The following is a 26903-nucleotide window of genomic DNA, read 5'->3' as shown; positions in this document are numbered from 1 at the left end:
TTAGCTTCGGCTAGCCCTTTGTCGTTTATGGGGCTGTCCCAACACTGTCCCGATCTTGTCTCAAGAGTGCGAGCGGCGAGTAAGTCAGCGCAGTGGCGAAATGATCCGGCGCCAAGTGTGCATAGCGCATGGTCATCTTTATATCGCCGTGACCCAGGATGCGTTGCAGGGTAAGAATGTTGCCGCCTTGCATCATGTAATGACTGGCGAATGTATGGCGCAGAATATGGGTCATCTGTCCCGGCGTATATAACCCCGCCCTCTCATACGCTTTACGGAATGCCGACCGGCAAGAACTGAAAAGCGGCCCCGATCCTGGGTAACCCCTCTCAAGTATCAGCTTCTCCAGATCAGCCGGAATAGGCACGGACCGTCCCTTGCCATTCTTGGTCCGAGCAAAGCGGACTTTGCCGCCCATCAGTTGCTGGCGAGTGATGCTTTCCGCTTCATCCCACCTTGCACCAGTCGCCAAGCACAACTCGGCCACCGGCAACGTATGGCTATTGGTCGAGGCCGCACACTCCCGGAGAACAAGCTGGCATTCATCTAGGGTCAGAAAAGCCCGCTCGGTCTCATCGACCTTGAGCTGACGCAACGCCGACAGCGGATTGGCCTCCTTCCAAACGCCCAACCGAATCAGCTCATTGAATACAGCCTTGAGGTAGCGGTGCTCGTGATTGACCGTGGCCGGCGAGCAGTCCTTCAGGCGCTGTATCCGATAGCGACCGAAGTCGAGAGCGGTAAAGCTGGAGGCGATGGGGTCGCCCAGGGCCTTGGCAACCGCCATGGTGCGGCTGAATCGATAAGGGTCCTTCAGGGTCGAGCCGTGCAGCTCATACCAGATGTCGACCAGATCAGAGAGACGCTCGCCCGGATCACGCCCACGCTGGGAATACTGGCGGCGCATATCGGAGACCCAACGTTCAGCCTCAGACTTGGTTCGAAAACCCCGTTTCCGCTTGCGAATACCAAGCTGGCGATCAAGCCAGAAATCCACTTCCCAACCGGTAGGACCCTTGCTGATCATACGGCCCTGCCCCACCGGATATGGCGTTCCTCCAGCAAGTCGCGGATATGCTGATAGATGTCTATGGCGGTCATATCCTTGGCGGCGTAATGGTCGCGAATGACCGGCCAGCATTCCCACTCGGTCAGGCGCTTAAACGCCTTTTTTGCCCCCACCCGTTCCCTTGCCAGCAGGCTGACGAAGTTTCCCAGGAACAGCTCGACGTTCTTCCCCGAGAAGCCACGCGCAGTCTTGTAATGGCGCTTGTAGTCCGTGTCCTCAAGCAGCGAATCAGCCGCTATATCGACGCGAATATCCTGACGGAACAGCGTCCAGATCGGCTCAAAGTAGCCCGGCCGTGATTGCAGGCGGAACTGGCTCAGCCCATAGCGCCACAAGCCGTCCAGATGACCGGCGAAGGCCGCAAAGGAGCGAGTGTCGATCAAAGCGCCCGAATGCAGATCGACCGAGCCGCTGGCGAATTGCTGGATGATGGAGTGGTGGTAGCGAAGCTCGATACGCCACACGTCCTGGACCGGGTTGTAGTTGTCCGGGTCGCCTTCGTCGAAGCTGTCACGGCGTTTCCAGACGCCTTCCCAATAGTCCAGCTTGTCGGTCGCCCTGGCCTGTTCGGTCTTGTTGTAAATACACAGCTGGATACCGCTCGCCGAACCGAACATGGAGGTTTCGCCGCGGCCGTAGACGCTGGACTTGGTCGCCCACTCAATCTGCTGGATGCCCGAAATGTCGCGATGGGTACTGGCCCGGCAATGCATCCTCGCTACCAGATCAACAGGCGGCGCCCAGCCTTGCACATCAAGCGCGAGGTGAACCGCGCACTGATTGACTTCGAGATTGCTCAGCACCTCGCCGGCGTAGTAATCCAGCCGGGCTTGCAAGCGCTCAGGCGACAAGGCGTCAACGGCATGCGGAGAAACCTCTATCTTGAGGTGCGGCCCAATGGCGTCGGCCTTAGCGTTGAAGTTCTTCACCAGCAGGACAAAGCCTAGGTCGGCGTTCTGGAGCTTGTACTGGTAACCGGAGTCACGTCCAACCCGGCCCGAGTGCCAGCGCTGGCCGGCAAACTCGACAATCGCACCGGGCTTCTCAAACAGCGGCATGATGGCTGGGCGAATCAGCCCACGGTAAAGCTGGCGAACGGTATCGACGCCACATCGCAGAACCCGGACGCCGGACAGGTCGGCGACCACGGCGGACTTACTATCAAAGAACAGACGCCCCCTTGGCGACTCCAGCCCAGTACTACGATCAACCCGGATAAAGTCCTTTACCGACATTCCTTTCACCCTTTATTGAAGCTTTTTGATGTTCTCGATTTCGGTTTATCTGACGTGTTACAGGGACGTCAGCGGCGCGGCCCGAGGCGCTACGCTAGCGAGCCGGCGCCGCTGACGTGCCCGTGACCGCGATAGGGTCAATCACGGAGGTCACCGCTCCACGCCCCGTCCAGGGCGTGACTCGCTCGCCGTCGATATCGCAGTACATATCGGGGGAGTTCTCGAACCAGCGGCATTGCTCGATGGGTAACAGCCGCTGCTGGCCGCTGACAGACTGGAGCACGACCCGAGCCGTCTGGCTGATCCGTTTGCGAGGCTCAGCGTTGTAGCCGTCTATAGAGCCCCATCCAGGCGAGGCGCCCCCGTGCATGCCGTGCAGGTAGCCGGCAACGCGCCAAGTCGAAGACATGAGCGGCCCGGACGGCTCGGTCCGGTAGACCTGCTGGGCGGCCCTGGAGGCTGTCGAGGGCGGCGGTACAGGTTTTGTCTCGGGGGCTGGCGTGGGTGCCGCAGTTTCATGCTTGGCAAAGCGCTCAGGCGAGAAGAAGCGGCCAACGCCGTAAACACCGAACGTACCGCCAACGACCATGATCAGAATCAGCCCCCACAGCCCCCAGGAGCGCAACAGCGAGGCCCGACCATCCGCCTTGGTCTCGTCCCCTACTTCGCCGGTCTGGCTCTGCGTGGCCGACTTGTAGAGCGAAAACACCTCCGGCTTGAAGCTGCCGGAGGTCTGGCGCAGAAGAGCCGACTTCGGCGGCCTGGGACCGGTTACTGCCCCGCGGTAGATGTCCACCATGAAGCGTTTCTCGGTGATCTTGCGCATGCGGTAGGTCGACTCAACCAGCAGGCGTGCCCAGCTGGCGAGCTGGGCAAGGTCCTGGGTCACCAACACCACCCGCATAGAACGGCCCTTGTCATCGACCCGGTGCCGGTGTTCAGCCAGCAGGGCCTTATCCTCGGTGGATGCTTCGTTGGTTTTCATGCCGTTCGGCCAGCGGCGCCAGAGTTCATCGAGAACGAGCACCGAGCCGGGCGGCGCGAAATCGGCCAGATCGGCACGCTCGAACCAGTTGGCGGGCAGTTGCTCAATACGCCCACCGAAGGCCATCAGCAGCGCATCGACCTCAAGCGGAATGTTGGTGACGACGAGCCGGTCTTGCTTGAGCGAAGGAATAATGACGTGCTCGACCACGCCGTAACTTTTGCCATGCCCTGGAAGGCCGGTGTATGCATCAATTGCCATAAATCACCTCAACCAATAATGGGAATTCGGCGAATGATGAAGCGAAACAGAAATGCGAGCAGAACCATAGTGATCCCCGGCCCTATCTGAAATGCATCAGCAAAGAAAACAACAGATGGCGGAATGCCGCTAAAGGCATTCGAAGCGGAAGCAAAGAACGAAGGAACAGGCAGCGCCTCGAAGAACTCGACAATACCCTGGCAAACCTCATTGAAAACCCACTTCGGGAAATCCATAAGGAAGTCCACGAACCAATCGAAGGCATCCTGAAACCATTCAAACATGTCATTGATAGAAGGAAGAACTTCGTCAGCAATATTGGAGAGCTTTTCATATACGCCCTTAATCCACGCAATAATGCCTTCCATATATCACCTCATGCAGAAAGGAAAATTCGAACGGCCAGCAATGCCCACACGGCCAAGAACACCGCGCTCAATATCGGGGCAATCTGCCCCCAAAGGTCACAATGCGAGTCAAACGTAATGCTTGTGTTAAGCAGGGAAACGCTGGAAACAGGGCAAGTGCCACCGCTCGGAAATGAAATACTCGTTACCGCCTGACCAATCGGTGATTCTTGGATGCCCTTAAAAACCTGCTCGAGAGATTCGCCAAAGCCAGGAACTTCGCCATCACCAAAACCCTCGGGCGGCTCAAACTGACAAACACCATCTTCACAAACCCCAGGAACACCACCGCCACCAGGGCCACCACTGCCCTCTCCGTCCCCGTCGCCATCCCCGCTGCCGTTGCCATTACCGTTGCCACCGCCAGTGCTGCCGCCGCTATTGCCGTCGCCATCACCGCTACCGTTACCATTGCCGCTTCCATCACCGCCGCCATTGTTCCCGCCGTTATCGCCGCCACCGTTATTTCCACCGCCGTTATCACCCCCATTGTCACCGCCGCTATCGCCACCGTTATCGCCGCCACCATCACCGGTCGGAGCTTTAACGCAGGTAGTGCCGTTCCAGACATAGCCAGGAATGCCATGGCAGCCCGGATCATCAGGATCAGAGGGAGGCTCATCAGGATCAGGAACTTCCGCAGGTGGATTCAAAGAGTCACCAGAGCGCCCTAATTCAGCATCCGGCAACGAGCAATTATCACCATTGCCCGTGCCTAAGTAATTACAGAAGCCAGTATCCGAAGAGCCTGGGACAGCAAAACAACTAGATGCGCGCGGCGCAATGTCATACCAGCACCCGCTATAACAAACCTGGCCCTCAAGGCGAGACGCAACCCAACGACGACCGTTAACTGTCGTTATCGGGCCATCAGAGGATTTAAAAATGCCGGGAGAAAGATTGGAGCAATCTTGAGGAGGCTCTGGAGGCTGGTCAGAAATGCACTCGCCAACAGATGCATCATACGTATGTTCAGATGGGCAAGAATCGCCGCCCCGAACAAAAGAAACACCAGCAGTTTGAAGGCCGCCAGAGCCTTTACGATAAGAATATATACAGCGAAAACTAGTAGGCGATTGAAAGCTAGAGCTTGAAATATAAAAAGTATCGGCCGATGAAGCAGAAATAACACTAGATGGAGACAAAGAATTGCAACCAGCAGCGGGAGAAGAGAACGTTAGAGTTCGAAACTCCGCAGTCAAGCGCGAATCCGTCGAACGCCAGAAATAATCCTCCGCACTAACGGCCTGAGAGAAAAATATAATCACAAGTAAAATACGCATATTCACCACCTAGAAAATATGCCGTATGCACAAGCGGAACCAATTACGAAGAAGGCAAACTCGTAAAGATCGGCCATCGCTATTCTCCAAAGAAAAAGGGCGGAGAAATCCCCGCCCTTGTTCGCCAAACCCGATCAGCCACGCAGGAAACCGAGAACGATGCGGGCGCCCTTGATACCGGCGTAAACCACAGCCAGAAGGCCGGCCACGGCCAGCACACCAGTAGCGATGGAGGCGAAGTCGATATCGCCGGTAATGCCGGAGTAGTCCCAGCCAGCAGCATGGGCGCCGGCTGCGGCGATGGAGAACGGAATAGCCAGGGCGAGGCTACGAGAGACGTGCTTGAGTTTTTGCATGTATCACTCCTATGGCGCTAAGCGCCTTTGATGAAGTCGAGAACGGCCTTGCAACCCAGCCCGATCAGCAGGGTTGTAGTCACCAGGGTGAAACCGACACCGAACGCAACGGCCAGTTGAGAGGGGTCCAGTTGCATCGGGTCGAAGGGCTCGGGCGCGTTGACCAGAATCCACGCGCCCGAACACTGCGGTGTGCCCGCCGTGACGGTGACCTGCCCATCACAGGCGAGCAGGTTCATTACTTGGTCTCAGCCTTTTGCGGGGCGGCCTGGGAAGCAGCCGGAGCGGCCGAGGTGGCGGGGCGGGGCTTCACGGGCTCGATGTGCAAGGCGAGATTCTTGCCCTTGTTCTGGCCGCCTCGGGCGACCTCGAAGGTGATGCGGACGGTCTCCAGCGGGGCGAAGCCGGAACCTGCGAAGAAGACTTCGTCGGCGACCTCATCGGCAGCGGCCATGCCCACGATGGACAGGCCGTGTTCGGTCTTGCCGTCCGGCTCATCGCCGTAGAAGACCTTCACGTATTTGGCGCCCTCTACTTCGGTCTTTTGGGTGCCCAGGAATGCAACTTCCATAATCGAACGTGCCATCGGTATTTCCTCTTTGGGGTGCGCGTTGTTGCGCGGTTTTGCCTTTCTGCAGGCCGAGCGATCCCGTGCAGGTGAACTGGCTTGTTCGGCCTGCCGGCTTTCTCGATCTGCGGGTTAAAACTCGGTCTTGCGTCTATCCGTCAGCGGGTCAACACCAAGGGCTTTGCCCTTGTCATCCCACCCTTGCCGCCGGGGGCTCGGGAGCGCGGGGCGGTGGAGCTGCCCCGCCCTCCCCAGCGGAGGCTGTTCGTGGTCGAGGTGGGTCAAGGGTGCGCTTCGCCCGTGCTTCCGTTTGTCCGAACGGTGCAGCGTGTTCGGACAAGCCGGGAGCGCGGCCCCTGACCTGGGAGGCTCCTTCGCGGGCGGTTTCGCGGGCGATGAAAAGGGCCAGTACGACGACCAGAGACATAAAAATAATGTGGGGAAACCAGAACAGCAGATCAGCGCGGGTCATTGCTTGGCCTCCCGGCGCTCGGCTTCGGCCTGGACTTCGAACTGGATGCTCAGACGGGCAATGCCCGAGCAGGCATTGCAGCCGCAGAATTCACCCTCGCACTTCGGGCAGCGTTCGTCGCCCATGTGCTTGGCGTCGCTGTAGGCTTCGGCGTGGCAGCAGTCCTGGCACAGCACGTAGGCATCGGTCACTTCGGCAAGCTGGCTCATTGGCTTACTCCAGTTCGAACGGCTCGCGGATAGGCACGAAAGGCGTTGGCTTGCCCGAGTCGTGAATAACGTTCCAGTACTTCGGGGGACGGCGCGGTGGCTTGTGTTTCGCGCAGGTGAAAGCCGGTTTCGCTCGCCAGATTCCATCGACCTTGAACACTGACGCGGGGCGGCACTGGTCGCAGGGTGTGGACTGGCAGGGAGCGGGCTCCACCGGTACGCGACGGGACCAACAGACAGAGCAGTCGCAGGTTTCGGGATGGGGCAGGCGCAGGTACTTGTTCAGGCTCATTGGCTAGCACCTGCGCTTGAGGCTTTACCTGATTTGCCTGATTTTCCTTGTGACGCGACCACCACACCAAAATAGGCATATAAGGCCCCGCGTTGTCATCGCAGGGGAAAGGGCAGCCGGCATACTTACCCGCATTTATGAGCAGGTCACGAAAGCGCTCAGCCTGACCATAGGTGAGGACGCCAAGGCGCTCAGCGGCCGTTATCTGGCCCACCGAATACGAAACACGATGACCACCGTCACGGCCGAATTTCCGCAGCTCAACCAGGCTGTAGAGCAGGCCGGACAGGAAGGTTTTCAGTTGGTCAGTCATCGGCGTAATCCCCCTGGGCAAAGATCGTTTTGCCCTTGGCAAGGTCGGTACGGATGGCGGCGAGGTTCACGAGGCGTGGACGGCCCATCTTGACGCTGGGGACCGTGCCGGTTTGCATCCAGCTCTTCACCGTGTCATGCGAGACACCCACCATCGCGGCGAAAATCTCTCCGCTCACAAACAGCGCGTTCCGGCAGTCGAGGTACACCACCCGCTTGCCGTCCAAGTCGAAGCTCACATCGAAGGGCGGTTGCTCCAGATGCTGTGTGCTCATTCCCTATCCCTGCCCCTGAAATCTTCATAAACTGTCAATAAAGGGTGTTTCCGAATCGGAAACGCCCAAGCGAGCGATTGGTAAAATATTTACCTTTCGAGAAAAATATATACCTACGCTCATGGAAGGTAAATATTTTACCTATCCTTGGTGAGATCAAATGGAAATAACTCAGGACCGAGTTAGAGCATTGGTGCATATGCTCGGGCATCGAGAGGTAGCGAAAGCCACAGGCTTAAAGCCAGAGAGGCTCAAAACCATCCGCTACAACAAAGACGCACAGGTGAGAACAAACGAGCTGGACGCGATTGCGCACGCTTACCAGCAGTACAGCTTGTGGCTGCGGACGGGCGAGATTGACCTAGCCCGAGGCCAGATCAGCCCAGCCTATGCCGAAGCCGACCTAAAATTGGCAGAACAAGAAGCGGGCAGCAGGTAACCGCTGAAGCGGCCCGGCGATGGTTCAGTCGCACACGGACGAGAACGTAGACAGGCAGGGAAGCGGACAGATGAAGAAGTTAATTGCCATCGCAGCTCTACTCGCAGCAACAGCTGCAAACGCTGACGTTGTAGACGATGCCATCAAAGGCACCGCCGACCATGTTGTCGCGCCAGTAGCGAACGAGATCAGCAAACGCATGATGCGAGCCCTGGCTCAGGGAAAAGGCATGGTAGCTGAAGCAGCCAGAGAGAATCTCAAGCAACAGGAACTCGCAGAGAAAGAAGCCAGTCGTGGCGTGCGCCGTAGCGTGAAGGAATGCATGAAGCCCGGAAATGTTATCGACGACGACGTGCAGGAGTGCGTCAGGGGCTATAGAGAGAAGACTTGGTAGAGATGACCGGCAACAGCACGCCGTAGAGGATATCGAGATGCACGCAGACAGGGACGATGCGCCGTTCTACATCAGAAAGAAACGAAGCCAGCTCGGGCGAGTAGTCGCGATCCTTGCGGCAGGATCGGCAATCACACTAGGCGCTCTTATGCTCATCCCCGCGCCCAAGCAGATCAAAGCTCCCTTCCCGGCCGCAGCCCTTGCAGCCAAAACACCGCAGAGAGTGATAGCCAATCAAGCTGTCAAAACCCTGCGACAAGAGCGCCAAGAACCAATCGCTGAAATCTACAAACCCACACCGGCAACCGAACAGGCCGCAGTGAAGCAAACCTCATTCGACGACTCGAACTACATCCCCAAGGGCGCGGCTAACGTGGTCAGTTACCCGAAGCCCATCGAAGTCGCAGCTGCACCGAAGAACGATGAAATGAAAGTTACTGTCGTGAAGCAGAAAACCAGAATTCGAGACTACTGCCCAGGAAAAGAAGGCAGCTTGGAGCGTAGAAACTGTAGGACCCAAGTAAGTTTAGGCAGGCACGACTAGCCGAAAATAAACATTATCAGCGCTAAATTCAAGGAGATGAAATGTCTTTTTCCAGCTTCATGACTGACAATATTGTAGTAAGGAAGCAAAACGGCGAAATAATAGAAGACATTAAAGCCAGCGTGAGCCATAAAGGAATATTCCTAAATCGATCAGACATACTAATTGAAGCACTCGACATTATAGAGCGCAGAATGACGAACGGCGCCATTGAAAGCTTCGAAGTCATTGACCCCGGCTTTCATGAAAAATTTGGCGGCATAGAAGCGCACTATCAAATGAGGGTGCGAAAGCTAGGCATTCCAGAAGCAGAAAAGATAGTAAGCCAGATCACATACAACATATCTGGCCCTAACGCTCGAGTAAACCACCAATCCATTGACAACTCAACAAACCATGCAAACTCAGGAATCGAGCAAAAAGAACTTCTAGATGGAATTCGCCATATCATCCAAGAGATGAAAGACGAAAATCAAAAGAAAGAGGCAATGGAAATTATCGAGGCAGTTGAGATACAGATAGAATCTTCTAAACCCAGCAAAGCTGTCGTCACAACGCTACTTAATGCACTACCTCATATTGCCAGCATCACACAAATCACAGCCGCCATTATAGCCTCTCTTTAAGGAGTATAAATAGAAAAATATTTGCATCATTCCATCGATCACTCTAACCAGGTAGTAACGGCACTCACAGCAAGGATAGGTCTCATGCAGAAGCAAAAGGCAAATATTGATTTCTACGAGGCGAACTACGACATTATCGGTCAATGGATGGTCCGGCCTGGCAATAAAGTAATTTTGGGTGACCTTAATAAACGTATATGCCGCTTCTGCGGAAAGCAGTCTCCAGAGGTAACTTTCAAAAAAGTCGCTCATGCTATCCCTGAGTTATTGGGAAACAAAAGCATTGAAAGCGCCTATGAATGTGATGTCTGTAATAAAGAATTTGGCGATGGAATAGAGAATGATTTGGGGAATTGGTCGAAACCAATGCGCACACTCATTCGCATCAGAGGGAAAAGTGGCGTGCCAACGCTAAAAAAAGGCGGAGACAAGCCAGGGTGGAGAATCGAATACGATCAAAGCAGACTCAATGTCACGTCCTATGAGAATGATCCAATTTTTGAGGTTGATGAAAAAAACAAAACGGTTACATTCAAACTAAGACGAGACGCTTATACGCCGGTGGCTGTGCTAAAAGCATTCATGAAAATTGGAATTACATTACTTCCCGACAATGAAGTTAGCAATTTTTCAGAATTGATAGAGTGGATTAAAGAACCTGACCATTCCAAACCATACTTAAGCAAGTGCCCCGTTATTTATGCCTTTCAGCCGGGACCTATGCCAAATGACTTTATCGTAGCGTTAATTTTGCGTCGTAAAATGACTGTTGCAGGCTATCCGTATGCTTTCCTTGTTCTAGGTTACGGAAATGAAGTATTTCAAGTCCCATTGCTATCCGAGAAGCATGATGGGCAATTGAATGGGCAGTCTATTTCAATTCATCCTTTTCCTGTACCCGGTCACCCTAACCCTGAGCAATATGGTGAGCCCAAGCGAGATGTTTTGGATTGGACAGATTGCCGAGTGCGCAAAGGTGAAATCATGACAATGCCGATGGGCTATAGCTCCAAAGTCCCTGTAAAAACCCAAAACTCCGATTAGCGTCTAAAAAGCTACTGCACTCATAAAAAATATTCGACACTCTCCAAAATTTTCAATGAATGAAGCGTCAGTCGAAAGTGCAGCGGTTGGACATAACGAACAGGTGTCCCACAGACACTCCTAAAATCAGCTTAGCAACGCAGATCGACACTAAAAAATGGATGAGAAGCCCAACTTTACTTAAATCCACCTGCTACGACAGCAAGCCCCACTCTTTCATAATGCTGATGTCCCAGGTTCAAGTCCCGGTGTAGCCACCATACATTTCAAAGGGTTAGCTTCGGCTAGCCCTTTGTCGTTTAGGGGGCTGATGAGATAGCCTCTCCTCGTCCACACGGCTCATCCAAACTCCTCTTCCCAAGTCGTCCATTTCGGTTGAGCATTCGCCGCGAATGGCATCTCTATTGGCTTGAGCCCATCGATCCATAGCCCAGACACTTCGGACACCACCATGAGAGACGACTTCGAGAACATCCGCGCCGAGCGCGACATACCGCTGCACCGCTCCATTACGCAAGGCTCCAACTATGCGGGGCTGTGGAAGCAGATTGCCTTGGGCATCGTGGTCGGTTACTCGGTGCTGGGCGTGCTGAGTGCCGTCGGTTGGTGGGTGTTCGTCAAGCTGGCCCTGAGCGGGCTGCAGATCACTACACCCTGAGCGGGCTAGCGGGTCTGCGCCCGTCCGGCCAGCAGCAACCCGCTGACGATCAGCGCACCGCCCGCCCAGTGGTAGGGCTGCAGCCCCTCGCCCAGCAGCAGCCAGCCGAGGATGGCGGTGAACACGGGCATCAGGTAGTTGCTCATCGCGGTGTGTGCTGGGCCCAGTTCGCGCAGGCCGATGTTCCATAGCTGGTAGGCCAGCACCGAGGCGAACAGGGCCGTGTAGCCGATGGCGGCAAGGTTGGGGAGGTTCGGCTCGAAGCGCGCGCCCTGCCACAGTTCCCAGGCGTAAAGCGGCGCCAGCATCGGCAGGCCGATGAGGACCAGAGCTCCGAGCAGGGTGAAGGGCGGCAGCTGGAAGTGTGCACTCCAGCGGCGCAGCAGCAACGAGTACAGCGCCCAGTCGAGTGTCGCCAGCACCATCAGCAGGTCGCCCTGGGCGAAGGAAAGGCTGCCCAGTACTTGCCAGTCGCCACGACCGATCAGCCAGAGCAGGCCGCACAGCGCCAGGATCAGGCCGGCCCAGGCCCGCCGTGCCGGCCATTCGCCGAGCAGCAGCCCGGCGCCGAGGAAGGTGGCCAGCGGCAGGCAGGTGCTGACCAGGCTGATGTTGATCGCCACCGTGGTCTGCGCCGCGGTGTAGAGCAGGCCGTTGTAGAGGGTGATGGCCAGCAGCGCGGCGAACCACAACCGCCATCCCGCCCGGCGAAGAACATGACGGTGCTGCCAGAGCGATGGCCCGACCAGCGGCAGCAGGATCGCCAGCGCCAGGGCCCAGCGCCAGAAGGCCAGGGAGAACGGCGGGATGATGCCGGTGAAGGCCCGCGCCACCAGGGAGTTGCCCGCCCAGAACAAGCTCGCCAGGGCCAGACCGACCCAGGCCAGCAGCGCGGCGCGACTCACTCAGGACTCGCCGAGCGGACGCAGGCGGTATTGCGGTGGCAGCTGTTCCAGGCCGCTGACGGTGACGTTGAGGTTCTTCCAGCGGCCGTCCTTGATGCCGTAGATGCAGCCATGCACGGCCAGTTGCTGGCCGCGATGCCAGGCGTTCTGCACGATGGTGGTGTGGCCGACGTTGGCCACCTGCTGGATCACGTTCAGTTCGCACAGGCGGTCCACCCGCTCCTCTTCGCTGGCGAACTGGGCGAGGTGCTCGCGGTGTTCGTAGTAGAGGTCGCGGATCGAGCGCAGCCAGCCGTCGATCAGGCCGAACTGGCGGTCCTGCATGGCCGCGCGCACGCCGCCGCAACCGTAGTGGCCGGTAACCAGGATGTGCTTCACCTTGAGCACGTCGACCGCGTACTGGATCACCGACAGGCAGTTGAGGTCGGTGTGCAGCACCACGTTGGCGACGTTGCGGTGGACGAAGATGTCGCCCGGCAGCAGGCCGACGATCTCGTTGGCCGGCACCCGGGCGTCCGAACAGCCGATCCACAGGAATTCGGGGGTCTGCTGCTTGGCCAGCTTGACGAAGAAGTCCGGGTCCTTCTCGGTGATCGACTCAGCCCAGCGCGCGTTGTTGTCGAACAGGTGCTGCAGGTCGCTCATGTTCCGCCTCGTCAGTCGATCAGGGTGCAGGCCATCACCAGGGCGTCTTCGCGCCCGCCGGGGGCCGGGTAGTAGTCGCGGCGCCGGCCGATTTCGTTGAAACCGTAGCGCTCGTACAGTCGGTAGGCGCCCTGGTTGCTGGCGCGCACTTCGAGGAAGCATTCGCCGGCCTCGAGCACCATGGCGCGACGCATCAGGTACTCGAGCAATTGCAGGCCCAGGCCCTTGCCCTGGCTCTGCGGGCGCACGGTGATGTTGAGCAGGTGCGCCTCGTCGAGGATCACCTGGATGATGCCGTGGCCTACCTGCTCCTCACCCTCGAACATCACCCAGCAGTCGTAGGACTTGAGGCCGTCGGCGAACAGGTTGCGGCTCCAGGGATGACTGAAAGCGGCGTTCTCGATCTGCACCACGCGGTCCAGGTCCGCCTCGATCATCGGGCGGAAGCTGATAACGCCGCTCATGCGCCATGCTTCCAGCGCGGCATCACCCGGCGCATGGCGCGCCACAGCTCGGCCTTGCGCTCGGGCTCGTCCATCAGCAGCTCCAGGCTCGGCAGCGCCCAGGCAGCGCCCAGGCCCTCGACCTGCAGCTCGCGGTTGTAGGCCTGCTCATCCGCCTCGCCGGCGAAGCGCACGGCGGGCAGGCCGACCAGCCACAGGCAGCGGCACGGCTCGGCCTCCAGCTGGCCGGCGAGCACGCCCTGCACGTAGTCGCGGGCGGCATCCGGGCCCTGGTCCATGTTGCCGCGAGTGAGCAGCGGCCAACGGATCGGCGAGCCATCGCCGACCTGCTGCGGGGCGTCCGGCAGGCCGGCGGCGCGCAACAGATCCTTGAGCAGCAGGTAGGAAGGGTCGCGGCTCTGGAAGGGCTCGCCGGTGGCCAGCTCGACCAGCAGCGCGCAGTCGCCGGCACGCAGCAACTGCAGGGCGAAGCGCGGCAATGGCTGGACGATTCGCGGCGGCTGTTCCTCGACGATCGCTTCGGCCACTGGCTCGGCCTGTTGGCGAATCTGGCTCCCCGGCCGCGGAATATCGATCTTCGGGCGCTCGACAGGAGGCGGCACCGGCGCTTCGCGCACACCTGCCGCAGCAGGCGAGACCTGCTCGGTAGGCATCTCGACAACCACCGGTTCAGGCGGCGGTTCGAGCAACTCCAGCCGCGACGGCGCGGCAAAGGGCAACGCGGTGCGCGGCAGCCAGCTGGCGACCTGCATAGCATCGAGGTAGGCACGTCGGCGTAGCTCGGGAATCACACGCCCTCCACTTGCGCATGCGCGCCCCACCCGAAGGCATCGGGTGTGGCAGCTTGATGGGGATCGCGACCGGTGCCCGTCAGGGCGTCGCATGATGCCGGCAATTGTCGCGTGAAATACACGGCGCGGAAAGCGCGGGAAGACGATCTCTACGTGCCATCGCCTCCATGCACCTGGCCGACCGCCTGGCGGAACTGGCTCGGCGTGCCACGCGCCACCTTGCGCATGAGCCGGCGCAACGCCGAGGTATCGGCGTAGCCGACCTGCTCCGCCACCTGCTCCACCGACAACCGGGTGCTCTCCAGCAGCAGCCGCGCCCGGTTGATCCGCACGCCCTGCAGCAAAGCCGAAACGCTGCCCCCGGTAGCCTTGCGCACATGGCGCGCGAGGGTGCGGCTGGACATCGCCCGCTCCGCCGCCAGTTCGCTGACACTCGGCGGATTCGGCAAGGCGGCCTCGAAGCGCGCCACCAGGCTGGCGACCAGTTCGTTGCCACCGGCCATCAAGGCCGGGTCGACGTAGCGCGCCTGCGATTGCCGGCCGTCGATCAACAGCACCCGCGAGACCGCCTCCGCCAACGCCGGGCTGAACCGGCAACGCAGCAGATGCAAGGCCAGGTCTACGTAGGCGAAGGCCGCCCCAGCCGTCAGCAGCTCGCCATCGACCACCAGTACCTGGGCGACCTCCACCCGGCAATCGGGCACGCGGCTCTGCAATAGGCCCCCCAGCCACCAAGTCGTAGTCGCCCGCCGGCCCGCCAGCAGCCCGGCTTCCTGCAGCAGAAACACCGACGAGCAGGCCGCGGCAATCGTGCCACCGCCCGCGGCATGAGCACGCAGGGCGCGGCCGACCGCCACGGCGTCCGCCTGCGCCAGGCGCGTAGCGATGGCCTCGGCGTCGGTCATGCCGAGCCCCGGCAGCAGCCAGACCGAAGCGTCACCCTCCCCGGCCTCGGGCAAGGCCTGGGCCTCGATACGCAGGCCGCTGCTGAGCGGCACCGAGGCAACGCTCGAACACACCCGCCAGCGTGGGGCGGCGCAGCCGACCCGGCGCGCCAGGCTGGCGGCGCAGGCGAGGATGTCCAGCGTTCCGCTGACCGCCGAGGCGAAAGCCCCCGGCAGGACGATGAGGGTGAAATCGTACATTGACTGATAAAGCCCGAAAGATGTCGAAACGGACACTTCAAGCAAACCAATTTTCACCGCCAAATTCAAGCCCTGCCTAACACGACAGGAAACCCCACCATGCCCCCCAGAACGCTCGATGAGTTCGACCCGCTCGAAGACTTCACCCCGCGCGCCATCACCCTCGATGACATCACCAAGGTGGTGCAGGTCAGCGGCAGCGGCCCTGCGGTGATCGTGATGCCGGAACTGCCCGGCATCAGCCCACACGTGGCGCGTTTCGCACGCTGGGTCCGAGAGGCCGGCTTCACCGTGTACATGCCCTCGCTGTATGGCCGCGATGGCGACCCCTCCAGCCTGGAGGCGACCCAGACGATCTTCCGCAAGATCTGCGTCAGCGCCGAATTCCACGCCTTCGCCGGTGCCGGCGCCAGCCCGGTCACGCACTGGCTGCGCGCCCTGGCGCGGCTGGCCCACACGGAATGCGGCGGCCCCGGGGTGGGCGCGATCGGCATGTGCTTCTCCGGCAACTTCGCCCTGAGCATGATGCTCGAACCGGCACTGCTGGCCCCGGTTCTGGCCCAGCCGTCGCTGCCGGTGGACGACCCGGCCGGGCTGGAGATCGGCGACGAGGAACTCGCCACGGTGAAGGCGCGCCTCGACCGCGAAGGCCTGGACGTCCTGGCCTACCGCTTCGCCGGCGACCGCTTCTGCCAGGCGCAGCGCTTCGCCGCCTACGAGCGCGCCCTGGGGGAACGCTTCATCGCCCGCGTGCTGCCCGACAGCGCAGCCAACCGCGAGGTGCCGGAATTCTTCGAGAAGGTCGTGCAGTCGCCCCACAGCGTGGTGACCGTGCACCTGATCGACGAGGCCGGCCAGCCGACACGTGCCGCGCGTGACGAAATCCTCGCCTTCTTCAGACAGAAGCTGATGCCCGACGCCTAGGCCGGAAAAGACGAGGCCCGCCGATTGGCGGGCCTCGGTCGGGAATCAGAGAGACTGATCCCAGGGGCGGTCGCCGTGCTCGTCCTTAATGCGGGTGGGCAGGCCCATCGCATCCAGCAGCTTGAGGAACGGCTCGGCCGGCAGCTCCTCGACGTTGACCATGCGCTGCGCATCCCACTCGCCACGGGCCACCAGCAGGGCTGCGGCGACCGGCGGCACGCCGGCGGTATAGGAGATGCCCTGGCTGTCGGTCTCGGCGAAGGCTTCCTCGTGGTCGGCCACGTTGTAGATGAACAGCTCGCGCGGCTGGCCATCCTTGCTGCCCTTGACCAGGTCGCCGATGCAGGTCTTGCCGGTGTAGCCCGGCGCCAGCGAGGCGGGGTCGGGCAGCACGGCCTTGACCACCTTGAGCGGCACCACGTCGAGGCCCTCGGCGGTCCTGACCGGCTGCTCGGAGAGCAGGCCGAGGTTCTTCAGCACGGTGAAGACGTTGATGTAGTGGTCGCCGAAGCTCATCCAGAAGCGCACGTTCGGCACGTCGAGGTGCCTGGACAGCGAGTGCACCTCGTCATGGCCGGTCAGGTACAGGTTCTGCACGCCGACCACGGGCAGGTCGTCGGTGCGCTTGACCTCGAACATGCTGTTGCTGGTCCACTGGCCGTTCTGCCAGCTGTAGACCGTGCCGGTGAATTCGCGGAAATTGATTTCCGGGTCGAAGTTGGTGGAGAAGTACTTGCCGTGGGAACCGGCGTTGACGTCGAGGATGTCGATCGACTCGATCTTGTCGAAGTACTGTTGCTGCGCCAGCGCGGCATAGGCATTGACCACGCCCGGGTCGAAGCCGACACCGAGGATGGCGGTCACGCCCTTCTCCTGGCACTCGGCCAGGTGCTTCCACTCGTAGTTGCCGTACCACGGCGGGGTTTCGCAGATCTTGCTCGGATCTTCGTGGATGGCGGTGTCCAGGTAGGCGACGCCGGTGTCGATGCAGGCGCGCAGGACGGACATGTTGAGGAACGCCGAGCCGACGTTGATGACGATCTGCGATTCGGTTTCGCGGATCAGAGCCTTGGTCGCTTCCACGTCCAGGGCGTTCAGCGCGTAGGCCCGGATATCCGCGGGCTGCTTCAGGCTGCCTTTGGCCTGCACGCTGTCGATGATGGCCTGGCATTTGGAGATGTTGCGCGACGCAATTGCAATGCGACCTAGCTCGTCATTGTGTTGCGCGCACTTGTGGGCCACCACCTTGGCAACACCTCCTGCACCAATGATCAGGACATTCTTCTTCAACTCGTTATCTCTCCCTACTTCACCAGCGCTCAAGAGAGGCTGGATAGGTAATCGTCAAAAGTGAATTCGCGAACCACCTCGACGCTGCCGTCGAGCTGCTTCACCACGATGGACGGCATTTTCAGGCCGTTGAACCAGTTTTTCTTGACCATGGTGTAACCTGCCGCGTCGATGAACGACAGACGATCGCCGATGGCCAGCGGACGATCGAACTGGTACTCGCCGAAGATGTCGCCGGCCAGACAGGACTTGCCGCACACCATCCAGGTGTGGTCGCCGTCGTTGGGCGCCATCTTGGCGTTGAGGCGGTAGATCAGCAGGTCGAGCATGTGAGCTTCGATCGAGCTGTCGACCACCGCGAGGTGCTTGCCGTTGTACAGGGTGTCGAGCACGGTCACTTCCAGCGAGGCGCTCAGGGTGATCGCCGCTTCGCCCGGCTCCAGGTAGACCTGCACGCCGTACTTGTCGGAGAAGGCCTTCAGCCGCGCGCAGAACGCATCGAGCGGATAGCCTTCGCCAGTGAAGTGGATGCCGCCGCCGAGGCTGACCCAGTCGACCTGTTCGAGCAGGTGGCCGAAGCGCTCCTCGATGGTGGTCAGCATCTTGTCGAACAGCTCGAAGCTGCCGTTCTCGCAATTGTTGTGGAACATGAAGCCGCTGATCTTGCCCATCACCGGCGCGATCTTCTCCGCGTCCCACTCGCCCAGGCGGCTGAACGGACGCGCCGGGTCGGCCAGCAGGTAGTCGGAGCTGCTCACCTGCGGATTGACGCGCAGGCCGCGGGTGGTGCCGTCGGTGGCCGCCTCGAAGCGCTCCAGCTGGCTGATCGAGTTGAAGATGATCTTGTCGCAGTTGGCGACCATCTCCTCGATCTCGTCGTCGGCCCAGCCCACGCTGTAGGCATGGGTCTCGCCCTGGAACTTCTGCCGGCCCAGCTTCAGCTCGTAGAGAGAAGAAGACGTGGTGCCGTCCATGTACTGCTGCATCAGATCGAACACCGACCAGGTGGCGAAACACTTGAGCGCCAGCAGGGCCTTGGCCCCGGAATGCTCGCGTACGTAGGCGATCTTCTCCAGGTTGGCCAGCAGCTTCTGTTTGTCGATGAGGTAGTACGGCGTCTTGATCATCTCGTGGCCCCGGCAAGGTCGACGAAGGGGGCTTCAGCCCCCCTGGAAAAAAGGGACGCGAATTGTGCCGGCAACCGGCGAATATCGAAAGAGCGATGGCTATTTTTCGACCAGCGCGCCGGTTACACAGCATGTCGCCCGCAGGTGACGGGGAGATGACGGGCGCAACTATCGCGGCCGGGCCGATGCGCTACAATCGCGCCTTTTCAGCCCATGGAGCCGGCGCCGCGATGATCGATCCCAAGCGCGTACTGCGCGCCCTCGCCGAGCACTGGACGCTGCTCGAACCGCTGTGCGAGCGCTTCGACACCGGCACCCTGAGCCTGGTCGAGCTGCGCAACCAGCTTGGCGCGCAGCTGCCCGAAGGCAGCCCCGCCGACATCACCGCCCTGCTCGACCAGTGGATCCGCCTGGACATCCTGGTGCCGGTGGCCAAGAGCCCGAACCGCTTCGAGCTGAACGCGCAGATCCACGACTTCCTCGCCTACCTGCGCCGCGAGCACCGCCTCGGCCTGTGCCTGGAGATCGAGGCCTACCTGCGCCATCTGGAGCGCCTGGCCGGCTATATCCAGGACGCCTTCGAGGTGCGCGACGGCAACGACCTGGCGCGCCAGTTGCGCCTGCTCGACATGCGTGTACGCGACGTGTTGAAGAAACTGGCCAACGACGAGCAGGCCCTGATCGGCGTGGCCGAGCGGGCCAAGACCAGCGACCGGCAGATTCCCCTGCGCCAGCGCTATGCCGAGGTGCTGGCGACCTGGGACGAGTACGTCGAGCCGATGATCCAGCTGGTCTCCGCCGACGGCGCCTTCGAGCAGGGCGTGCGCCGCGTCGAACAGGTGCTGCTGCGCCTGCTCGGCGAGCAGCAGCGCCTCGGCCAGTTGGTCGACGACGACCTGCTGCTGCGCACCCACGCGCGCATCCTGGAAATGCAGACCGTCGCCCAGCTCACCCTGCGCAAGGCCCGCGAGCTGCTGCTGCCGCTGCGCGAGGAAGCGCGCCGGCACAACGCCGTGACCCGTGGCGCGGCGCTGGCCCTGTCGGTGATCCGCAAGAAGGGTCTGGACGCCCTGCCGCAGGCCGCGATGCCGCTGTTCACCCGGCCGCAGAGCACCTTCCTCGGCACCGCCAGCCAGGTCGAGAGCTACGTCTACGCCCTGGCCCGCTTCGAACCCAAGCCGACCCAGTTCCCCCGCGCCAGCAGCAGCCGCAAGGGCGAGCCGCCACGCGCGCCGCGCACCGCCCGCGAGATGATCGAACGCTGCGAGCAGGCCCTGCCGCTGCCGGACCTGATGGTCTGGCTGCTGGAACAGGAGCCGGACGGTGCCACCGACGAACTCCTCTACTGGTTCTCGCGCCTGTCGCGCGACGGCCGCTTCCAGCGCGAGCGCCTCGAACGCCGCGACTACCTCACCCGCGAGCATCAGGTCAGCCTGAGCTCCTACGCCCTGATCAAGCCGGCCGGGACCACCGCATGAACATCGACCTGAAAGAACTCACCCAGTTGGCGCCGATCTTCCGCGAGCTGTTCAAGGGCTACCACATCAGCCGCAGCAACCCGGAGCTGTACACCCAGCTGTCCAACCTGCAGGACCAATATCGCGCCCTGTTCAAATCGCTCGGCTACGAACTGGTCTGCGACAGCCGCGGCTTCTATTACTTCGTGCCGGAACAGATGGGCGCGCAGGTCAACAAGACGGCCCAGCGCCTGGCGCTGTTCACCTTCATCCTGGTCGAGCACCTGGCCGACCAGGGCCGCGACCCGCTGTCCGTGCTCGACGGCGGCAGCCTGGGCCGCGACGAGCTGCCGCCGCTGCTGGAGAAGTACAAGGACCTGTTCCTCCAGGCCGAAGTCACCACCCAGGAGGAACTGGAAGAGAAGGTCATGCGCCGCCTCACCCAGCTCGGCTTCGCCGGCGAGGACAACGGTGTGTACCGCTTCCTAGCGCCCATGCACCGCTTCCTCGACGTGTGCCTGTCGGTGCAGCAGGACCGCGACCTGGCGGCCAGCCTGCACAGCAACCTGCCGCTGCCGACGCCCGAACTGGTGGCCGACGAGCCCGAAGAAGACATCGTGCGTATCGAACCACTCGCCGAGACGCCGGAAGAATCCGAGGAAGACGCCCTGGCCCGCGCCATGGCCGAAGAACGTGATACCCAGGAGATCGACGCATGAGCCAGGAACGCTACGGCATCCGCCGCTTCGCCCTGCTGAACACCGCCGGCTACAGCCTCGGCATCTTCCCGCTGGAGAATCCGCTGTCGGTCTACGGCGCCAACAACCTGGGCAAGTCGGCGTCGATCAATGCGCTGCAGTTCCCGATCCTCGCGCGCATGTCGGACATGAGCTTCGGCAAGTACAGCCTGGAGCAGTCGCGCAAGTTCTACTTCGCCAGCGACACCAGCTACATCCTGGTCGAGGTCGCCCTGCCCCACGGCCCGCACGTGATCGGCGTGGCCGGGCGCGGCCCGGGCGGCGGCTTCGGCCACCAGTTCTTCGCCTACCAGGGTGAGCTGGACCTGGCCCACTACCAGCAGGACGGCACCTGCCTGCGCCAGCGCGAGCTGTTCAAGAACCTCGGCCAGGCCGGCATCGTCGCCTACGAGCTGAAGCCCGAGGAACTGCGTCGCCTGCTGGTCGGCGGCCACACCAGCATCCCGCTGGACCTGACCCTGATCCCGCTGCGCTCCACCAGCGAGCAGAGCCTGAAGACCTTCCGCGCACTGTTCATCAACCTGTTGCACATGCGCGAGATCACCGCAGCGAAATTGAAGCAGCTGTTCCTCGACGCTTTCGAGCACAGCCTGCGCTCCGGCAGCGTCGACTACATCGCTGCCACCGAAGAAGCCTTCCGCGACGTGCGCCGCATGGAGCAGGACTACCAGGCGCTGGTCGCCGCCGGCCCGCTGGTCGAGGCGCTGGCCTCAGGTGTCAGCCAGCGTGAACTGCTGCGCGGCAAGCTGCATCGCCTGTCGCCGCTGCTGGATAACCTGCTGGGCGCCTGGCAGGACTATTCCGGCGCGCGCAAGGAAGAGCTGGTGATCCAGGCCGAGCACTACAAGCGCGAACAGGACGGCCTGCAGAACGAACAGCGTGGCGGCACCGCCGAGCTGATGCGCCTGGAGCGCGAGATCAGCGAGATCCAGCGCTGGCTGGGCGAGCTGGCGGTGCTGAAGAACCGCTTCGCCCTCGTCACGGACGCCAAGATTCTGGAAGAGCAACTGCTCACCGCCAAGGACGCTCACGACGAACTGGCCGGCGCCCTGGCCCAGTCACGCCAGTTCTCCGCCGAGGACCTGGACGAGCGCCTGCGCGACCTGGAGAAGCGCCTGAAGTCTGTCAAGCAGCAGCTCGACCACGCCGACAACAACAGCTACTCGCGCCTGCGCGAGGAGTTCAGCCAGGCCGACGTCGACCGCCTGATGCGCCTGTTCAACGGCCAGCTGTTCAGCCTGCCGCTGGGCGAGAAAGGCATCCAGGCCGAGGGCGACGACTGGGTCAAGGCTGTCGAGGCCGTGCTGGACCGCTTCAAGGGCGAGACCTTCGCCGTACCGGGGCTGTCCATCGACCTCTCCCACATCGAGCCGCCGGCCCTGCAGGCGCTGGCCGACCGCGCCGCCCTGCGCGACCAGAAGGACCGCCTGGAGCGCGAGCTGAAACAACTCAAGACCCAGCAGGCCGTGGCCAACGACCGCGCGGCGAGCAAGGCCCAGGCCGAGCAGCTGTACCAGACCGTGCTGGATGCACAGAAGGCCCTGGAAGACTTCCGTCGCAGCCAGACCCTGAGCGCCGAGGAGCCGGCCAAGCTGGAACAGCTGGCCGAAGCCGAAGCCGCCCAGGACGAACTCAAGCGCGCGTCGGACGCTTTCACCGAGCGCGTGCAGCAACTCTCCGCCAAGCTGCAGCTGGTCGGTCGCCAGTTGGCCGATCTGGAAGCCAAGGAGCGTACCCTGGAGGACGCCCTGCGTCGTCGCCAGCTGCTGCCGGCCGACCTGCCCTTCGGCACGCCCTTCATGGAGCCGGTGGACGACTCGCTGGACAACCTCCTGCCGCTACTCAACGACTATCAGGACAGCTGGCAGGCGCTGCAGCGCATCGACGGCCAGATCGACGCCCTGTATGCCCAGGTGCGCCTCAAGGGCGTGGCCAAGTTCGACAGCGAAGACGATCCAGAGCGTCGCCTGCACCTGCTGGTCAACGCCTACGCGCACCGCCAGGACGAGGCCCTCACTCTGGCCAAGGCCCGGCGCGCGGCGGTCACCGACATCGCCCGTACCCTGCGCAACATCCGCAGCGACTACGACAACCTGGAACACCAGCTGGCGCTGTTCAACCGCGAGATCAACAAGCGCCAGGTCTCCAACCTGGAGAGCTTCCGCATCGTCCTGGCGCCCAACCGCGACGCGCTCAAGCACATCGACCAGATCATCCACAGTGCCGGCCAGTACGAGGAAGGCGAGACCCTGTCGGTGTTCGACCTGTCGCAGAGCGCCGATCAGGACGCCAAGAACGAAGAGGCCAAGGACTACCTGTCGCGACTGGTGGCCGCCAGCGGCAACCAGCTGGGACTCAAGGACCTGTTCGAGCTGGCCTTCGAGATCACCAAGGTCGGTGGCCAGCCGGTGATGCACACCGACATCGACGGCGCCGCGTCCAACGGCACCACCATGACCATCAAGGCGCTGACCAACATGTACCTGTTGCTGCACCTGATGGACCGCGAGCAAGCCGGCAAGGTGCGCCTGCCCTACTACCTCGACGAGGCGGCGGACATCGACGAACGCAACCAGCAGGCGCTGATCGAGACCAGCCTGCAGCTGGGCTTCGTGCCGATCCTCGCCTCGGTGAAACCGCAGGTCTCGGCCCACGTGGCCATCGACCTCGAAGGAGGCAGCGGCCCCAGCGGCATCTATATCGACGAGGCCGACTGGAAGTTCATCAAGCGCCGCGAAACGGCGAAAGCCGCACAGGAAGAGGTCGAACCGGCCTGATTCTGCCGCACAAACGAAAAGGGCCGCTCATGCGGCCCTTTTTCTTGTTCCTGGCTATGTACCCGTTACGTGTTGGCGACGCAATTCTGCTCTTGTGGGAGCGGCTGGGCGGCATTCCGATTGGCCGCGAAATTCGCGGATAAATCCGCTCCCACAAGGTGTGCAACAACTAACGAGGACATAGCCTTTTTCTTGGCTGTGTCCCCTTTGTTGTAGAGCCCCCTTCTGGATCCCCGCCTACGCGGGGATGACGAGGTAGAGGTGAAACTCCTCCGAAGACCGTCATTCCCGCGCAGGCGGGAATCCAGGGCAGGCAGCTGCAGCGCTCAGAATAGAGCGACTTAACCGCGCAACACGTAACGGGGGCAGCCTTTTTTCTGGCGGGTTGGATCAATCGTCCTGATGATCCTGCAGCACCTGGCCATTGGTGGCGTCCAGTTCCAGGTCCCACTTCACGCCCTGGGCGTCGCGCACTTCCACCTGGTAGATGTAGCGGCCGTATTCCTCTTCCAACTCGGTCTCGGTGACCTGGCCACCGGGGTGCTTGGCCAGGGCGGCGGCGTTGAGCTTGTCGAAGCTCTGGATGGTGCCGGCATCGCGCAGCTTGAGGGCTTCGTCCGGGCCGAGGTCACGGGCCTGGGCGATACCGGCGGTGGCGGCGAGGGTGGTGATGGCGAAAAGGGCAGTCAGCTTGTTCATGTGCGTTCTCCGTCGGGAGTAATGGGTTTCGACGGGGACCACGATAACCAAGCCGACTTAAGCCAAGCTGAATCCGACTACTTCTCCAGCACTATCTTCGGCGCCCACTTCAACCACTCCTCGTTGACCTCGTCGTTGAGCACGAAGGTCTGCCCAGGCTGGGCCGGGCCACCCATGATGGGGTTGTCCGGCGTGGCGAAGGCGATGCCGCCCTCCAGCAGCGCCTCCAGGGATTCGGTACGCACCTTCACGCCCTTGAACAGGCCGGCGTCGACGCCGATGCCACTGGCGTTCCAGAAGCGCGAGCCGCTGCGCACCAGAGGCGCGTAGCGCGGCTCGATCAGCACATGGATCAGTACCCGGTCGGAAGTCGGGCCCAGTTCGAAGTCGGTGACTTTGCCCACCGGAATCTCACGGTAACTGACCACCACACCCGGCTTGATCGAGCCCCGGCGCGCCGTGCTCAGCACCAGGCGCAGTCCCTGCTCGCGAATCGCCACGGTGGGCGCCTGCTTGCGCATTTCGAAGAGGCTCTGCGCCTTGCCAACCTTGGACGCCGGCAGCACCTCGATGTACTGGCCGCTGACCAGGGTCTCCAGATTGGCAGTGCGCACCAGCCCCAGCTCCGGCTTGACCACCCAGAACTCGGTGCCCGCCACGGCGATACGCCCGGTCGCCTTGGTGATGCGGGCATGAAGCAGCACGGCCTGCAGATCGTCGGTCAGCTCGACGCTTTCCACTTTGCCCACGTCGATGCCCTTGAAGCGAATCGCCGTGCCGGGGCTGATACCGTCGCCACTCGCCACCTTGATCTGGATCGCCACACCTTCCTGCAGCGCCGCCTCGCGATTGTCGTGCAGGGTGAAGCGCTGAATCTTGCGATTGACCGGCGCCTTCGTGTCCGGTGTCTCGAAGGTAACGCCGCCCGCGAGCAGGGCCTGCAACGACTCGCTCTTCACCTCGATCCCGGAGGAAATGCCGCCCTTCAATGTCACGCCGCTGGCGTTCCAGAAACGGGTGGAGCTGTTCACCAAGTTCGCGTAGGTCGGCTCGATATGGGCGCCCAGCACGACCCGCTTGCGATCCTGGGAGAACTGGAAGCTCTGGATGGTGCCGACCTTGACCTGGCGATAGAGAATCGGACTGCCGACCTCCAGCGAACCCAGGGTGTCGGCGAACAGCACCAGATGCAGGCCAGGCGCATCAATATCCAGCGGCGGTGCCTTGGCCCGTGCGACGAAGTTGCGCATGGGCGGCTTGCCCTTCTCGCCGGGCTTGAGCGCGATGTAGTTACCCTTGACCAGCGCCTCCAGTCCGGTGATACCCGCTAGGGAAATAGAGGGCTTGACCACCCAGAACTCAGCACCCTCGGTGAGGTAATCCTCGGCCCGCGGGTCCATCGCCAAGTCGAGCGATGCGGAAGCCAGATCGTCATCGATCTTGACGGTCTTCACCGAGCCGACCTGGATGCCCTTGTACATGACCGGCGTGCGCGCCTCGACACCCTCGAAGTCCTGCAGCTTGAGCACCGCCTTGATCCCGGCCTGGGCCGCATCGAAGTCGTCGTAGAGGCGGAAGGGCAGACTCGGATCGGTGGGCGGGCTGTCCTTGCGATGTTCCGGCGTGGCGAAGGCGATACCGCCCGCGACAATGCTGGTCAGGGACTCGGTGCGCACCTTGACGCCAGAGAGACCGGCATCAATGGTCACACCACTGGCGTTCCAGAAGCGCGTGTGCTTGCGCACCAGGCTGGCGAACTCCGGCTGGATGTAGATCTGAATCTCGACGGTGCTCTGGTCTTCGCCCAGCCGATAGCTCTTCACCCGACCGACCTGGATCTGCTTGTAAAACACCGGGCTGTCGCGGTTGATCGAAGCCAGCCGCTCGGCCTTCAGGGTGAGATGCAAGCCGGGGACGCTGTCGGAGAGGGGCGGCTGCTCGGTCAGCGCCACGAACCTGCGGGTTTCCTCCCCATCGCCGGGGCTGACCGTAATGTAGTTGCCGGATACCAGGGTCTCCAGGCCGGTGATGCCGGCCAGAGACACGGAGGGCTTCACCAGCCAGAAGCGGGTATTGCTGCGCAGGTGCGGCTCGACCCGCTTGTCCATCTCCACCGTGACACGCACGCCACGGTTGGCACCCTCGTCGTCCAGCTCCATGCCGACCACCTTGCCGATCGACATGCCTTTGTAGATGACCTCGGTCTTGTTGACCTGGATGCCGTCCCCAGCCGGGAAGAATATCTGAATCTCGATGCCCGCCTGGCTGTAGGCGCGATACGCGAGCCAGCCGCCGATCATCAAGGCTATCAGCGGCAGCACCCATATGGCGGACCAGCTGGTGGTGCGGCGGGTGTCAGGAGAATTCAGTGCTGTCATGCAAAGGAGCTCCAGTCCTCGGTGCGTCAGGGCAAGGTGTTGGACGGCTGAAGGGTGCAAAACGATCCTTCAAGCGTACCGCAAGCGTCCTCTTCCCGCATGCCTGTCAGGTGT

General features: G+C 61.5%; 29 protein-coding genes. 9 read left to right on the top strand and 20 right to left on the bottom strand.

From position 1 onward, the window contains the following. Positions 1 to 25: 25 nt before the first annotated feature. From N5D30_RS09110 to N5D30_RS09060, 11 genes are all read right to left on the bottom strand, one after another. Entirely contained in the window at positions 26 to 1027 is a 1002-nt protein-coding gene (locus tag N5D30_RS09110; RefSeq protein WP_279908737.1) for a tyrosine-type recombinase/integrase, read from the bottom strand. Continuing rightward, a complete protein-coding gene (locus N5D30_RS09105) occupies positions 1024 to 2304 on the bottom strand; it encodes a hypothetical protein (RefSeq protein WP_279908736.1) in 1281 nt (426 codons plus the stop codon). Before N5D30_RS09105 ends, N5D30_RS09110 begins: the two co-directional genes overlap by 4 nt. 94 nt (positions 2305 to 2398) lie before the next feature. Next, positions 2399 to 3550 (bottom strand): zonular occludens toxin domain-containing protein, encoded by a 1152-nt coding sequence (locus N5D30_RS09100; protein WP_279908735.1) that lies wholly within the window; start codon positions 3548 to 3550, stop codon positions 2399 to 2401. 8 nt (positions 3551 to 3558) lie between these two features. Next, the gene (locus N5D30_RS09095) at positions 3559 to 3918 is read right to left on the bottom strand and encodes a DUF2523 family protein (protein ID WP_279908734.1); all 360 of its coding nucleotides are present in this window, start codon (positions 3916 to 3918) and stop codon (positions 3559 to 3561) included. 8 nt (positions 3919 to 3926) lie between these two features. After that, positions 3927 to 5240, bottom strand: a complete 1314-nt coding sequence (locus N5D30_RS09090; protein WP_279908733.1) for a methyltransferase — start codon at positions 5238 to 5240, stop codon at positions 3927 to 3929. A gap of 134 nt (positions 5241 to 5374) precedes the next feature. Further along, the gene (locus N5D30_RS09085; protein WP_279908732.1) at positions 5375 to 5596 is read right to left on the bottom strand and encodes a major capsid protein; all 222 of its coding nucleotides are present in this window, start codon (positions 5594 to 5596) and stop codon (positions 5375 to 5377) included. Between the two features lie 17 nt (positions 5597 to 5613). Further along, the gene (locus N5D30_RS09080; RefSeq protein ID WP_279908731.1) at positions 5614 to 5835 is read right to left on the bottom strand and encodes a hypothetical protein; all 222 of its coding nucleotides are present in this window, start codon (positions 5833 to 5835) and stop codon (positions 5614 to 5616) included. Next, positions 5835 to 6182, bottom strand: coding sequence for a hypothetical protein (locus N5D30_RS09075; protein WP_279908730.1), 348 nt, complete (start codon positions 6180 to 6182; stop codon positions 5835 to 5837). Before N5D30_RS09075 ends, N5D30_RS09080 begins: the two co-directional genes overlap by 1 nt. A gap of 450 nt (positions 6183 to 6632) precedes the next feature. After that, positions 6633 to 6845, bottom strand: coding sequence for a hypothetical protein (locus N5D30_RS09070; RefSeq protein ID WP_279908728.1), 213 nt, complete (start codon positions 6843 to 6845; stop codon positions 6633 to 6635). Between the two features lie 4 nt (positions 6846 to 6849). Then, the gene (locus N5D30_RS09065; RefSeq protein ID WP_279908727.1) at positions 6850 to 7137 is read right to left on the bottom strand and encodes a DUF5447 family protein; all 288 of its coding nucleotides are present in this window, start codon (positions 7135 to 7137) and stop codon (positions 6850 to 6852) included. A gap of 305 nt (positions 7138 to 7442) precedes the next feature. Continuing rightward, positions 7443 to 7724, bottom strand: coding sequence for a DNA-binding protein (locus N5D30_RS09060; RefSeq protein ID WP_279908725.1), 282 nt, complete (start codon positions 7722 to 7724; stop codon positions 7443 to 7445). Positions 7725 to 8233: 509 nt separating this feature from the next. On the opposite strand from N5D30_RS09060, the gene N5D30_RS09055 reads away from it, so the two are divergent. The 5 genes from N5D30_RS09055 (at position 8234) to N5D30_RS09035 (ending at position 11429) form a co-directional block, all read left to right on the top strand. Beyond that, the gene (locus tag N5D30_RS09055; protein WP_279908724.1) at positions 8234 to 8557 is read left to right on the top strand and encodes a hypothetical protein; all 324 of its coding nucleotides are present in this window, start codon (positions 8234 to 8236) and stop codon (positions 8555 to 8557) included. A 37-nt stretch (positions 8558 to 8594) separates the two neighbouring features. Beyond that, positions 8595 to 9101, top strand: a complete 507-nt coding sequence (locus N5D30_RS09050) for a hypothetical protein (protein ID WP_279908723.1) — start codon at positions 8595 to 8597, stop codon at positions 9099 to 9101. A 41-nt stretch (positions 9102 to 9142) separates the two neighbouring features. Next, on the top strand, positions 9143 to 9727 hold the full coding sequence (locus tag N5D30_RS09045) for a hypothetical protein (protein ID WP_279908722.1): 585 nt from the start codon (positions 9143 to 9145) through the stop codon (positions 9725 to 9727). An 84-nt stretch (positions 9728 to 9811) separates the two neighbouring features. Then, positions 9812 to 10771 carry an HNH endonuclease gene (locus N5D30_RS09040; protein WP_279908721.1) on the top strand — a complete coding sequence of 320 codons (960 nt, stop codon included), beginning with the start codon at positions 9812 to 9814 and terminating at the stop codon, positions 10769 to 10771. A gap of 451 nt (positions 10772 to 11222) precedes the next feature. Beyond that, entirely contained in the window at positions 11223 to 11429 is a 207-nt protein-coding gene (locus N5D30_RS09035; RefSeq protein ID WP_279908720.1) for a hypothetical protein, read from the top strand. Positions 11430 to 11434: 5 nt separating this feature from the next. Here N5D30_RS09035 and N5D30_RS09030 read toward each other — a convergent pair whose 3' ends face one another. The 5 genes from N5D30_RS09030 to N5D30_RS09010 all read right to left on the bottom strand — a co-directional run bounded on the left by N5D30_RS09030 (position 11435) and on the right by N5D30_RS09010 (position 15379). Beyond that, positions 11435 to 12334, bottom strand: coding sequence for a DMT family transporter (locus N5D30_RS09030; RefSeq protein ID WP_279908718.1), 900 nt, complete (start codon positions 12332 to 12334; stop codon positions 11435 to 11437). Continuing rightward, positions 12335 to 12979 (bottom strand): carbonate dehydratase, encoded by a 645-nt coding sequence (gene can, locus N5D30_RS09025; RefSeq protein ID WP_279908717.1) that lies wholly within the window; start codon positions 12977 to 12979, stop codon positions 12335 to 12337. Between the two features lie 11 nt (positions 12980 to 12990). After that, positions 12991 to 13443, bottom strand: coding sequence for a ribosomal protein S18-alanine N-acetyltransferase (gene rimI / locus N5D30_RS09020; RefSeq protein WP_279908716.1), 453 nt, complete (start codon positions 13441 to 13443; stop codon positions 12991 to 12993). Then, entirely contained in the window at positions 13440 to 14234 is a 795-nt protein-coding gene (locus tag N5D30_RS09015) for an energy transducer TonB (protein ID WP_279908715.1), read from the bottom strand. The genes rimI and N5D30_RS09015 overlap by 4 nt, the downstream gene beginning before the upstream one ends. Positions 14235 to 14383: 149 nt before the next feature. Next, positions 14384 to 15379 carry a helix-turn-helix domain-containing protein gene (locus tag N5D30_RS09010; RefSeq protein ID WP_279908714.1) on the bottom strand — a complete coding sequence of 332 codons (996 nt, stop codon included), beginning with the start codon at positions 15377 to 15379 and terminating at the stop codon, positions 14384 to 14386. A 99-nt stretch (positions 15380 to 15478) separates the two neighbouring features. Between N5D30_RS09010 and N5D30_RS09005 the strand changes: the two genes are divergently transcribed. Continuing rightward, positions 15479 to 16303, top strand: a complete 825-nt coding sequence (locus tag N5D30_RS09005; protein WP_279908713.1) for a dienelactone hydrolase family protein — start codon at positions 15479 to 15481, stop codon at positions 16301 to 16303. Between the two features lie 45 nt (positions 16304 to 16348). Here the strand turns inward: N5D30_RS09005 and N5D30_RS09000 are convergent, their stop codons facing one another. Then, positions 16349 to 17593 (bottom strand): saccharopine dehydrogenase family protein, encoded by a 1245-nt coding sequence (locus N5D30_RS09000; protein ID WP_279908712.1) that lies wholly within the window; start codon positions 17591 to 17593, stop codon positions 16349 to 16351. Between the two features lie 29 nt (positions 17594 to 17622). Further along, a complete protein-coding gene (locus tag N5D30_RS08995; protein WP_279908711.1) occupies positions 17623 to 18720 on the bottom strand; it encodes a carboxynorspermidine decarboxylase in 1098 nt (365 codons plus the stop codon). Between the two features lie 230 nt (positions 18721 to 18950). On the opposite strand from N5D30_RS08995, the gene mksB reads away from it, so the two are divergent. From mksB to mksF, 3 genes are read left to right on the top strand one after another with little or no spacing between them, the layout of a single operon-like run. Beyond that, positions 18951 to 20198: an Mks condensin complex protein MksB gene (gene mksB, locus N5D30_RS08990; protein WP_220813135.1), complete on the top strand. Its 1248-nt coding sequence runs from the start codon at positions 18951 to 18953 to the stop codon at positions 20196 to 20198. Further along, on the top strand, positions 20195 to 20896 hold the full coding sequence (mksE, locus tag N5D30_RS08985) for an Mks condensin complex protein MksE (protein WP_279908710.1): 702 nt from the start codon (positions 20195 to 20197) through the stop codon (positions 20894 to 20896). The genes mksB and mksE overlap by 4 nt, the downstream gene beginning before the upstream one ends. Then, positions 20893 to 23712: an Mks condensin complex protein MksF gene (gene mksF / locus N5D30_RS08980; RefSeq protein WP_279908709.1), complete on the top strand. Its 2820-nt coding sequence runs from the start codon at positions 20893 to 20895 to the stop codon at positions 23710 to 23712. Before mksE ends, mksF begins: the two co-directional genes overlap by 4 nt. A 390-nt stretch (positions 23713 to 24102) precedes the next feature. Here the strand turns inward: mksF and N5D30_RS08975 are convergent, their stop codons facing one another. After that, positions 24103 to 24411: a PepSY domain-containing protein gene (locus N5D30_RS08975; RefSeq protein ID WP_142135567.1), complete on the bottom strand. Its 309-nt coding sequence runs from the start codon at positions 24409 to 24411 to the stop codon at positions 24103 to 24105. Positions 24412 to 24488: 77 nt separating this feature from the next. Then, positions 24489 to 26789, bottom strand: a complete 2301-nt coding sequence (locus tag N5D30_RS08970; RefSeq protein WP_279908707.1) for an MlaD family protein — start codon at positions 26787 to 26789, stop codon at positions 24489 to 24491. Positions 26790 to 26903: the final 114 nt, after the last annotated feature.

The organism is Pseudomonas sp. GD03875 (assembly GCF_029840585.1).
In the GTDB taxonomy this organism is placed as follows: Bacteria; Pseudomonadota; Gammaproteobacteria; order Pseudomonadales; family Pseudomonadaceae; genus Aquipseudomonas; species Aquipseudomonas paralcaligenes.
Note: the sequence above shows the minus strand (reverse complement) of the source record. Positions and strands in the feature narration are given on the sequence as shown.

What these genes read in the sequence shown, in the direction of transcription:
- N5D30_RS09110 (WP_279908737.1), bottom strand. Translation starts at nt 1,027, where the DNA reads ATGATCAGCAAGGGTCCTACCGGTTGGGAAGTGGATTTCTGGCTTGAT.
- N5D30_RS09105 (WP_279908736.1), bottom strand. Translation starts at nt 2,304, where the DNA reads ATGTCGGTAAAGGACTTTATCCGGGTTGATCGTAGTACTGGGCTGGAG.
- N5D30_RS09100 (WP_279908735.1), bottom strand. Translation starts at nt 3,550, where the DNA reads ATGGCAATTGATGCATACACCGGCCTTCCAGGGCATGGCAAAAGTTAC.
- N5D30_RS09095 (WP_279908734.1), bottom strand. Translation starts at nt 3,918, where the DNA reads ATGGAAGGCATTATTGCGTGGATTAAGGGCGTATATGAAAAGCTCTCC.
- N5D30_RS09090 (WP_279908733.1), bottom strand. Translation starts at nt 5,240, where the DNA reads ATGCGTATTTTACTTGTGATTATATTTTTCTCTCAGGCCGTTAGTGCG.
- N5D30_RS09085 (WP_279908732.1), bottom strand. Translation starts at nt 5,596, where the DNA reads ATGCAAAAACTCAAGCACGTCTCTCGTAGCCTCGCCCTGGCTATTCCG.
- N5D30_RS09080 (WP_279908731.1), bottom strand. Translation starts at nt 5,835, where the DNA reads ATGAACCTGCTCGCCTGTGATGGGCAGGTCACCGTCACGGCGGGCACA.
- N5D30_RS09075 (WP_279908730.1), bottom strand. Translation starts at nt 6,182, where the DNA reads ATGGCACGTTCGATTATGGAAGTTGCATTCCTGGGCACCCAAAAGACC.
- N5D30_RS09070 (WP_279908728.1), bottom strand. Translation starts at nt 6,845, where the DNA reads ATGAGCCAGCTTGCCGAAGTGACCGATGCCTACGTGCTGTGCCAGGAC.
- N5D30_RS09065 (WP_279908727.1), bottom strand. Translation starts at nt 7,137, where the DNA reads ATGAGCCTGAACAAGTACCTGCGCCTGCCCCATCCCGAAACCTGCGAC.
- N5D30_RS09060 (WP_279908725.1), bottom strand. Translation starts at nt 7,724, where the DNA reads ATGAGCACACAGCATCTGGAGCAACCGCCCTTCGATGTGAGCTTCGAC.
- N5D30_RS09055 (WP_279908724.1), top strand. Translation starts at nt 8,234, where the DNA reads ATGAAGAAGTTAATTGCCATCGCAGCTCTACTCGCAGCAACAGCTGCA.
- N5D30_RS09050 (WP_279908723.1), top strand. Translation starts at nt 8,595, where the DNA reads ATGCACGCAGACAGGGACGATGCGCCGTTCTACATCAGAAAGAAACGA.
- N5D30_RS09045 (WP_279908722.1), top strand. Translation starts at nt 9,143, where the DNA reads ATGTCTTTTTCCAGCTTCATGACTGACAATATTGTAGTAAGGAAGCAA.
- N5D30_RS09040 (WP_279908721.1), top strand. Translation starts at nt 9,812, where the DNA reads ATGCAGAAGCAAAAGGCAAATATTGATTTCTACGAGGCGAACTACGAC.
- N5D30_RS09035 (WP_279908720.1), top strand. Translation starts at nt 11,223, where the DNA reads ATGAGAGACGACTTCGAGAACATCCGCGCCGAGCGCGACATACCGCTG.
- can (WP_279908717.1), bottom strand. Translation starts at nt 12,979, where the DNA reads ATGAGCGACCTGCAGCACCTGTTCGACAACAACGCGCGCTGGGCTGAG.
- rimI (WP_279908716.1), bottom strand. Translation starts at nt 13,443, where the DNA reads ATGAGCGGCGTTATCAGCTTCCGCCCGATGATCGAGGCGGACCTGGAC.
- N5D30_RS09010 (WP_279908714.1), bottom strand. Translation starts at nt 15,379, where the DNA reads ATGTACGATTTCACCCTCATCGTCCTGCCGGGGGCTTTCGCCTCGGCG.
- N5D30_RS09005 (WP_279908713.1), top strand. Translation starts at nt 15,479, where the DNA reads ATGCCCCCCAGAACGCTCGATGAGTTCGACCCGCTCGAAGACTTCACC.
- N5D30_RS08995 (WP_279908711.1), bottom strand. Translation starts at nt 18,720, where the DNA reads ATGATCAAGACGCCGTACTACCTCATCGACAAACAGAAGCTGCTGGCC.
- mksB (WP_220813135.1), top strand. Translation starts at nt 18,951, where the DNA reads ATGATCGATCCCAAGCGCGTACTGCGCGCCCTCGCCGAGCACTGGACG.
- mksE (WP_279908710.1), top strand. Translation starts at nt 20,195, where the DNA reads ATGAACATCGACCTGAAAGAACTCACCCAGTTGGCGCCGATCTTCCGC.
- mksF (WP_279908709.1), top strand. Translation starts at nt 20,893, where the DNA reads ATGAGCCAGGAACGCTACGGCATCCGCCGCTTCGCCCTGCTGAACACC.
- N5D30_RS08975 (WP_142135567.1), bottom strand. Translation starts at nt 24,411, where the DNA reads ATGAACAAGCTGACTGCCCTTTTCGCCATCACCACCCTCGCCGCCACC.
- N5D30_RS08970 (WP_279908707.1), bottom strand. Translation starts at nt 26,789, where the DNA reads ATGACAGCACTGAATTCTCCTGACACCCGCCGCACCACCAGCTGGTCC.